We start from the raw sequence: 7,031 nt of genomic DNA, 5'->3' as shown, positions 1-7,031 counted from the left end.
GGGAGCGCCCCTTCCGGGCCGCCACCGGACGCCGCCACTCGCGGCGCCCCAACATCCTCTTCATCCTCGGCGACGACCTCGGCTGGGCCGACCGACCTGTCGGCGATGGGCTCGGCGAGCCCGCCCTTGGTGCGGCCGGGGAAGCGGCCGGTGTAGAGGCTGAACCGGGTCGGGGAGCAGGTCGCGGAGCCGGAGTAGGCGTCGGTGAAGCGGACGCCCTGGCGGGCGAGCCGGTCGAGGTTCGGGGTCCGGATGTGGGGCGCGCCGTACGAGGAGAGGTCGGCCCAGCCGAGGTCGTCGCCGAGGATGAAGAGGATGTTGGGGCGCCGCGAGTGGCGGCGTCCGGTGGCGGCCCGGAAGGGGCGCTCCCCTTCCTCCCGGGCGGCCGCGGCGGGTGCGCCCGCGCCGAGCGCGGTCACGGCGGCCGCTCCGACGGCGGCTCCGCCGAGGGCGCGTCGGGACAGGGGGATGCGGGGCGTGGGCACGGGGCTCTCCTCGGGCTGGGCGGAGTGAAGGGGATGGTCCGCGCGGAGACGGCGCGCGGGCACGGRGTCGCGGCATCGGCACGGGCGCGGCGGTGCCGGTGCCGCCGGAAGGCGGCGGATGCGGTGGGGCCGGGGTCTGACCGGACAGGGCGTCCGAAGCGGCGAAGGCGGCCGTGTCAGGGCAGGCGGGAAAGCCGGCCGGGCCGCGGACACGGTGCGGGAGCACGGCCGTGTCCCGGCCGGCCCGCGTTCAGGGGCGCGCGGACTGCCGGACGGAGTCGTGCGGTGGGCCGGGCGGGACGAGGCCCGGGGGTGCGCCCCGGCCGTGCCTCAGGCGCAGCGACAGATCGCGCTGGCGACACGGACCAGGTCCACGTGTCGGCGCGCGACGAGAGTGACCGAGCGGTCACGTACGGGCTGCATGGCGCAGGAGCCTCGCGCAGAGCGCGTGCACCTGTCAACGACCGTCCCGCTCCGCGGGACGCCCGCGGCGCCGGAGCATTGCGAACTCCGTCACATCCAGCGGGTCCCGTACTTTCCGTTACTCACGAGTAGGGCCTCGGCGAGGCCCGCGCGCTAAGGGCTCCGAGCCCTACTGCCCCTTGGCTCCCGACCCCTTCGGGGCCCGTTCGGCACAGGTCGGTGGATCAGTTCGTGCGATCACACCAGAAAGGCACCCCGCCGATATCCCCAATTCGGACCAGTGGTCGACCTCGCCTACACTCGGAGGCGTGCCACGTGGTGACGGTCGACTCAATCACGATCTGCTTCCCGGCGAGAAGGGCCCTCAGGACGCTTGCGGCGTCTTCGGGGTCTGGGCTCCGGGTGAAGAGGTCGCAAAGCTCACGTACTTCGGGCTCTACGCCCTCCAGCATCGGGGTCAGGAATCCGCGGGAATCGCGGTAAGCAATGGCTCCCAGATCCTCGTCTTCAAGGACATGGGCCTCGTGTCCCAGGTCTTCGACGAGACCTCTCTCGGTTCCCTCCAGGGTCATATCGCGGTCGGTCACGCCCGCTACTCGACCACCGGGGCCTCCGTGTGGGAGAACGCGCAGCCGACGTTCCGGGCGACCGCCCACGGCTCCATCGCGCTCGGCCACAACGGCAACCTGGTGAACACGGCGCAGCTGGCCGAGATGGTCGCCGACCTTCCCAAGAAGGAAGGCCGCACCACTCGCGTCGCCGCCACCAACGACACCGACCTCGTCACCGCGCTCCTCGCGGGTCAGGTCGACGAGGACGGCAAGCCGCTCACCATCGAGCAGGCCGCCGCGAAGGTCCTCCCCGACGTCCGGGGCGCCTTCTCCCTCGTCTTCATGGACGAGCACACGCTCTACGCCGCCCGCGACCCGCAGGGCATCCGCCCGCTGGTCCTCGGCCGGCTCGAGCGCGGCTGGGTCGTCGCCTCCGAGTCCGCCGCCCTCGACATCTGCGGCGCCAGCTTCGTCCGCGAGGTCGAGCCGGGCGAGATGATCGCGATCGACGAGAACGGCATCAGGACCTCTCGATTCGCAGAAGCGAAGCCGAAGGGCTGTGTCTTCGAGTACGTCTACCTGGCCCGCCCGGACACCGACATCGCCGGTCGGAACGTCTACCTCTCCCGTGTGGAGATGGGCCGGCGCCTGGCCAAGGAAGCCCCGGTCGAGGCCGACCTGGTGATAGCGACGCCCGAGTCCGGCACCCCCGCCGCGATCGGCTACGCCGAGGCCAGCGGCATCCCCTTCGGCGCCGGACTGGTGAAGAACGCCTATGTGGGCCGCACCTTCATCCAGCCCTCCCAGACCATCCGCCAGCTCGGCATCCGGCTGAAGCTGAACCCGCTCCGGGACGTCATCAAGGGCAAGCGCCTGGTGGTCGTGGACGACTCGATCGTCCGCGGCAACACCCAGCGCGCCCTGGTCAAGATGCTCCGTGAGGCCGGCGCGGCCGAGATCCACATCCGGATCTCCTCGCCGCCGGTGAAGTGGCCGTGCTTCTTCGGCATCGACTTCGCCACCCGCGCGGAGCTGATCGCCAACGGCATGTCGATCGAGGAGATCGGCAAGTCGCTCGGCGCGGACTCGCTCTCGTACATCTCCATCGACGGGATGATCGAGGCGACCACGATCCAGAAGCCCAACCTCTGCCGTGCCTGCTTCGACGGCGAGTACCCCATGGAGCTCCCGGACCCCGAGCTGCTCGGCAAGCAGCTGCTGGAGACCGAGCTGGCCGCCGGCCCCGCCGCCACCGCGGCCGCCGACGCGCTCCGTCGTCCGTAAGACCCCCGCAGTACCGCAGTAACGACACGAAAGCTCTCACCTATGTCTGAGACCACCGGTGCCTCCTACGCGTCCGCGGGCGTCGACATCGAAGCGGGTGACCGCGCCGTCGAGCTCATGAAGGAATGGGTGAAGAAGACGCAGCGCCCCGAGGTCCTCGGCGGCCTCGGCGGTTTCGCCGGCCTCTTCGACGCCTCCGCCCTCAAGCGCTACGAGCGTCCCCTGCTCGCCTCCGCCACCGACGGCGTCGGCACGAAGGTCGACATCGCGCGCCAGATGGGCGTGTACGACACGATCGGCCACGACCTGGTCGCGATGGTCATGGACGACATCGTCGTCTGCGGTGCCGAGCCGCTCTTCATGACCGACTACATCTGCGTCGGCAAGGTCCACCCCGAGCGGGTCGCCGCCATCGTCAAGGGCATCGCCGAGGGCTGCGTCCTGGCCGGCTGCGCCCTGGTCGGCGGCGAGACCGCCGAACACCCCGGCCTGCTCGGCCCCGACGACTTCGACGTCGCCGGCGCCGGCACGGGCGTGGTCGAGTACGACCGGCTGCTCGGCGCGGATCGCATCCGTACGGGTGACGCCGTCATCGCCATGGCGTCCTCCGGCCTTCACTCCAACGGGTACTCGCTCGTCCGCCACGTGGTCTTCGACCGCGCCGGCATGGCCCTGGACCAGCAGGTCGAGGAGCTCGGCCGGACCCTGGGCGAGGAGCTGCTGGAGCCCACGAAGATCTACTCGCTGGACTGCCTGGCGCTCACCCGGACCACCGAGGTGCACGCCTTCAGCCACATCACGGGCGGCGGTCTGGCCGCCAACCTGGCGCGGGTGATCCCGGACGGCCTGCACGCCACGGTGGACCGTTCGACCTGGGCGCCCGGCGCGATCTTCGACCTCGTCGGCAAGGCCGGCCAGGTGGAGCGGCTCGAGCTGGAGAAGACCCTGAACATGGGCGTCGGCATGATGGCCGTCGTCCCCGCCGGATCGGTGGACGCGGCCCTGACCACGCTGGCCGACCGCGGTGTCGACTCCTGGGTCGCGGGCGAGATCACCGAGCGCGGCGACCACGCCACGGGCGCGGAGCTGGTGGGCGACTACGCCCGGTAGGACACGCTGCGGGCGTTCCGGAGTCCTCTCCGGGGCGCCCGCAGACGCATTCCCGGAGACGGGCAGCACAGAAACCCGGTCCGGGTAGCCCCCGGACCGGGTTTCCGTGTGAAGCAGCGCTTTTAAGAGGTCAAGCGTGACGGTGGGACGACGCGCCGGGACCGGACTCGTCGTCCTCGTCCTCGTCGTCCGTGTTGTAGAGATCCGCGTACTGCGCGTACGGGTCGTCTTCCTCGTCGTCGTCCTCGAACGGCTCGCCATTCGGCGGCTGACTCGAAGTCGAAGCGCCCAGCTCATTGGCCAGACGCGACAGGTCAGTCCCGCCGCTGCTGTACTTCAGCTGGCGGGCGACCTTCGTCTGCTTGGCCTTTGCCCGGCCGCGCCCCATGGCTCGACCCCCTCGGTGACGGGGCTCGACGGCCCCAGAGTCTTGACACGCGTTCATGATTCGGAACGGGCTCTCGACAGAGAGACCGGTCCGTAGGGATTCAACGGTACCTGTTTCCGTGGCCATACGGTACGCCGTCCGCATCACATGCCTCGGTACAGAACCATCGAGGTGCCCTGTCCTCGCTGGTCAATCGCGATTTTAACCTCTTCTGCGGGGCCGACCCGCCGACCGGGGTGAGTCTTGTCTCGGTCTGGGTGAACATCCAAACGGGCGCTCGTCGGGCCGGCCCTGTCAAGATCAGCCGCGGCGTGCCTCGGCCATGCGCTGCTCGGCGATCCGGTCGGCGGCGGCGGCCGGCGGAATACCGTCTGCCTTCGCACGCGCGAATATGGCCAGCGTGGTGTCGAAGATCTTCGTGGCCTTCTTCTTGCACCGGTCGAAGTCGAAGCCGTGCAGCTCGTCGGCGACCTGGATCACGCCGCCGGCGTTGACCACGTAGTCCGGCGCGTAGAGGATCCCGCGGTCCGAGAGGTCCTTCTCGATACCGGGGTGGGCGAGCTGGTTGTTGGCCGCGCCGCAGACGATCTTCGCGGTGAGCGCGGGCACGGTCTCGTCGTTCAGGGCGCCGCCGAGCGCGCACGGCGCGTAGACGTCCAGCCCCTCCACGCGGATCAGCGCGTCGGTGTCGGCGACCACGGAGACCTGCGGGAACCGGTCGGTGATCCGGCGCACCGACTCCTCGCGCACGTCGGTCACGACGACCTCGGCACCGTCCTCCAGGAGGTGCTCGACCAGGTAGTGGCCGACCTTGCCGACGCCCGCGACGCCGACCTTGCGGCCGCGCAGGGTCGGGTCGCCCCACAGGGTCTGCGCGGAGGCGCGCATGCCCTGGAAGACGCCGAAGGCGGTGAGCACCGAGGAGTCGCCGGCGCCGCCGTTCTCGGGGGAGCGGCCGGTGGTCCACTGGTTGGTGCGGGCCACGACGTCCATGTCGGCGACGTAGGTGCCGACGTCGCAGGCCGTCACGTAGCGGCCGCCCAGCGAGGCGACGCAGCGGCCGTAGGCGAGGAGGAGCTCCTCGGTCTTGATCGTGTCCGGGTCGCCGATGATCACGGCCTTGCCGCCGCCGTGGTCGAGACCGGCCATGGCGTTCTTGTACGACATCCCGCGCGAGAGGTTCAGCGCGTCGGCGACGGCCTCCGCCTCGGACGCGTACGGGTAGAACCGGGTGCCGCCGAGGGCCGGGCCCAGGGCGGTGGAGTGGAGGGCGATGACGGCCTTGAGGCCGGAGGCGCGGTCCTGGCACAGCACGACTTGCTCGTGGCCTCCCTGCTCCGAGTGGAACAGGGTGTGCAGGACGCCGTCGGTCACATCGGTCACGGTGGTGACTCCCAAGTACGAAGCGGCGGTTGTACGGCCCCTCCCTGCGGGTGGGGAAGGGGCCCTGCGGCCCGTTTCGGGGCCGCTTCGGCAAGAGAGTAAGTCCTACGCGGGCGTAGATCCGGCGCAGTGCTCAGGATCACCTCTCCCGGAGTACCCCCATGGAAGGATTCGTGACATGTCGCCGGCGTCGACCCTCCTCGTCCCGTACACCTCCTATCTGCGCGTGTACGAGCCGCTGGCGGCCTTTCCCGAGCCCGAGCGGGGCCACTGGACGCAGTACGCGCGCCGGGCGGACACCCCGACCGCGCAGGACGAACTGCGCCGTTCCCTCGCCGATCTGCTGCCGACCCCGCCGGTCCCGGTGCCGGTCCACGAGAGCGGCGACGCGTTCGTCGCGTCGCTCGACGGGGTGGTCGTGATCTGCCCCTGGCGCACCCGGCTGCGCGGCTGGCTGGCCCTGGCCGAGCTGGACGGGTCGCTGCCCCCCTCGGTGCTGGATGCGATGCTCCCGCCGGTGGTGCGGGAGCAGGTGTGCGCCGACCACGAGCGCTGGCGGGTGCGGAACCCCGACGCGCAGCCCTGGATCAGGACGGCGCTGTGGCAGGTCCCGGTCCGTTGGTTCACCCTCTTCGCGGACGAGGAGCGGGAGTACGTCCCGGGGGCCGACGGACCGGGCGGCCGCGCTCCGGTGATGCGCTACCGGACGCCGATGGTGCAGGCCCGGCGCCGGCTGGCGCGGGCGCTGCGGACGCTGCGCGAGTCGCTCGACGAGGGGCCGCTGACCGAGGGTCTGGTCGAGGTGGGGCGCTGGCTGGAGGAGTTCCATCCGCGTGCGCTCGTGGAGCTGGACTACGGCGGCCTGGTGCACGCCGTGTCGGCGGACCGTCTCGCGGGGGACCGGTCGGTGGCGGACGTGGCCGAGGGGATCGCGGCGCTGCGGGACGGCGACGGCGAGGGGGCGAGCGAGGCGTACGGCCGGCTCGCGGAGCGCTGGCGGGCGATCCGGAACCTGCAATTCGCGAATTGATCATCGACAAGACGCGTCCGCCTGATGTAAATGATCTTTAGCGTCGCGGGGGCGCCGGGTGTCCTCGCGGGGACGTGGGTGCGGTGCGGCAGGACGTAGGTCCCGATCCGGGCCTTTGGCTCAAGCGTGACGGATCGCACTTACGGCGCCCTTGCGTCCATCGCCCACCCTCGTGCCAAAATAGGACAAGGAGTCCGGGGAGGGTTCCTTCCGTCCAAGTATGGGCGGAACGCTCAGCATTGCACTCTATGGGGGGTCTGACGACTCCTGATCGCTCTGTGACTGATCGTCACAGTGGCGTGACTGTCCGTTATGGCATGGTCCATCGACTTCCGCCGCTGATGAACACCTGCGAGGGCAATTCCATCGGTTTGGCC

Annotated in this window: 7 protein-coding genes; 3 read left to right on the top strand and 4 right to left on the bottom strand. The window is 70.6% G+C overall.

What is annotated here, in order from left to right; translation table 11 throughout:
• Together EAO71_RS18065 and EAO71_RS40065 are read right to left on the bottom strand one after the other, a co-directional pair.
• Positions 1-485 (bottom strand): sulfatase family protein (locus EAO71_RS18065; protein ID WP_261992177.1); only part of this gene is annotated, 485 nt, incomplete at its 3' end.
• A 330-nt stretch (positions 486-815) separates the two neighbouring features.
• A complete protein-coding gene (locus EAO71_RS40065) occupies positions 816-908 on the bottom strand; it encodes a putative leader peptide (protein ID WP_361314034.1) in 93 nt (30 codons plus the stop codon).
• Positions 909-1,216: 308 nt separating this feature from the next.
• Between EAO71_RS40065 and purF the strand changes: the two genes are divergently transcribed.
• Positions 1,217-2,743: an amidophosphoribosyltransferase gene (gene purF, locus EAO71_RS18060; RefSeq protein ID WP_147978657.1), complete on the top strand. Its 1,527-nt coding sequence runs from the start codon at positions 1,217-1,219 to the stop codon at positions 2,741-2,743.
• Positions 2,744-2,785: 42 nt separating this feature from the next.
• Complete coding sequence (purM, locus tag EAO71_RS18055; RefSeq protein ID WP_147978656.1) at positions 2,786-3,853, top strand: phosphoribosylformylglycinamidine cyclo-ligase; 1,068 nt, start codon at positions 2,786-2,788, stop codon at positions 3,851-3,853.
• A gap of 130 nt (positions 3,854-3,983) precedes the next feature.
• On the opposite strand, the gene EAO71_RS18050 is transcribed toward purM, so the two are convergent.
• Together EAO71_RS18050 and EAO71_RS18045 are read right to left on the bottom strand one after the other, a co-directional pair.
• Positions 3,984-4,241, bottom strand: a complete 258-nt coding sequence (locus EAO71_RS18050) for a DUF3073 domain-containing protein (protein ID WP_147978655.1) — start codon at positions 4,239-4,241, stop codon at positions 3,984-3,986.
• A gap of 300 nt (positions 4,242-4,541) precedes the next feature.
• Entirely contained in the window at positions 4,542-5,624 is a 1,083-nt protein-coding gene (locus EAO71_RS18045) for a Leu/Phe/Val dehydrogenase (protein WP_261992176.1), read from the bottom strand.
• A 178-nt stretch (positions 5,625-5,802) separates the two neighbouring features.
• Between EAO71_RS18045 and EAO71_RS18040 the strand changes: the two genes are divergently transcribed.
• Positions 5,803-6,654, top strand: coding sequence for a hypothetical protein (locus EAO71_RS18040; RefSeq protein WP_147978653.1), 852 nt, complete (start codon positions 5,803-5,805; stop codon positions 6,652-6,654).
• The last annotated feature ends 377 nt before the right edge of the window (positions 6,655-7,031 follow it).

It is taken from the genome of Streptomyces sp. MS191, assembly GCF_008042125.1.
In the GTDB taxonomy this organism is placed as follows: Bacteria; Actinomycetota; Actinomycetes; order Streptomycetales; family Streptomycetaceae; genus Streptomyces.
Note: the sequence above shows the minus strand (reverse complement) of the source record. Positions and strands in the feature narration are given on the sequence as shown.

What these genes read in the sequence shown, in the direction of transcription:
- EAO71_RS40065 (WP_361314034.1), bottom strand. Translation starts at nt 908, where the DNA reads ATGCAGCCCGTACGTGACCGCTCGGTCACTCTCGTCGCGCGCCGACAC.
- purM (WP_147978656.1), top strand. Translation starts at nt 2,786, where the DNA reads ATGTCTGAGACCACCGGTGCCTCCTACGCGTCCGCGGGCGTCGACATC.
- EAO71_RS18050 (WP_147978655.1), bottom strand. Translation starts at nt 4,241, where the DNA reads ATGGGGCGCGGCCGGGCAAAGGCCAAGCAGACGAAGGTCGCCCGCCAG.
- EAO71_RS18040 (WP_147978653.1), top strand. Translation starts at nt 5,803, where the DNA reads ATGTCGCCGGCGTCGACCCTCCTCGTCCCGTACACCTCCTATCTGCGC.